General features: G+C 74.0%; 1 protein-coding gene. It reads left to right on the forward strand.

Translation table 11 applies throughout. The features are described from left to right. Positions 1–162 precede the first annotated feature (162 nt). On the forward strand, positions 163–828 hold the full coding sequence (locus tag ACIQOV_RS42620; protein WP_401056659.1) for a GNAT family N-acetyltransferase: 666 nt from the start codon (positions 163–165) through the stop codon (positions 826–828). The last annotated feature ends 249 nt before the right edge of the window (positions 829–1,077 follow it).

Genomic DNA, 1,077 nt, shown 5'->3' on the forward strand with positions numbered 1-1,077 from the left:
CCCCGCCGCACCTCGGCGGGGGCCCGGTCGGGCAGTATGCGGCAGGGACACTCCGGCCGACCGCGTTCTGACGTACCGTCGTGCGGGCAGCGCACCGCGTGGCACCCGGGGCACGACGGAGGCGTACGGTGTTGTGTTCACGACCCGGCGAGGAGAGACGGCATGGCAGCGAGCTTCCCCGAGACCGCCATCAGCACCGAACGGCTGCTGCTTCGGCCCCTGGCGGAGGACGACGCCCCCGGGCTGGCCACCATGATGGCCGACGACCTCGTCCTCGCCTGGACGGACCTGCCGCACCCCTTCACCGAGGACTACGCGGCCGAGCTCGCCCGCACCCTCGCCCCCGCCCACCGGGCCGCCGGGCGCGGCATCGTCTTCGCCGTCACCGAGAACCTGACCCAGCGCCTGGTCGGCCTGGTCGAGCTGCGCAACACCGACTGGCGGCTGCGCAGCACCGAGATCTCCTACGTCACCGCCGTCTGGGCGCGCGGCGAGGGCTACGCCCCGGAGGCCGTCCTCGGCGTCGCCCAGTGGCTGTTCGAGGACCGCGGCTTCCTGCGCCTGGAGCTGCGCACCGCCGCCGGGAACACCGCCGCCCAGCAGGTCGCCCAGAAGATCGGCGGCATCAGCGAGGGCGTGCTGCGCAGCGCCTGGATAGTCCGGGGAGAGTCCGGCGAGGCGGTGCCGGAGGCATCTCCCGGCGGCCGGACCGGGGGAGAGAGCCGCAGCGACCTCATTCTGTGGAGCCTGCTCCCGGAGGACCTGGAGTCGCCCGAGCCGCTCCGCGGGGGCTGGCACGGCGACCAGCGCTACGTGCTCCGCGACTGAGCGCCGAAGCCCCTGACCCGGCGTGGACATGTGTGCGAGATGTCGGGGTCCGGGGTACCGCACCCGGTAGCCTCTGGACCGGCACCGCACGACGGCGGATCGAGTGGCGCACCGAGGCGAGGGAGAACGGCCGCAGATGGCTGACCGGATCACGGTCATCGGGTGGGACGGCACACCGCTGACCGAGGCCGCCGGCGCGGCCCTGGCCGCGGCGACCCTGGTGGCGGGAGCCCCCTACCAACTGAACGC

This window comes from Kitasatospora sp. NPDC091257, from assembly GCF_044757675.1.
Taxonomy (GTDB): domain Bacteria; phylum Actinomycetota; class Actinomycetes; order Streptomycetales; family Streptomycetaceae; genus Kitasatospora; species Kitasatospora lactacystinica.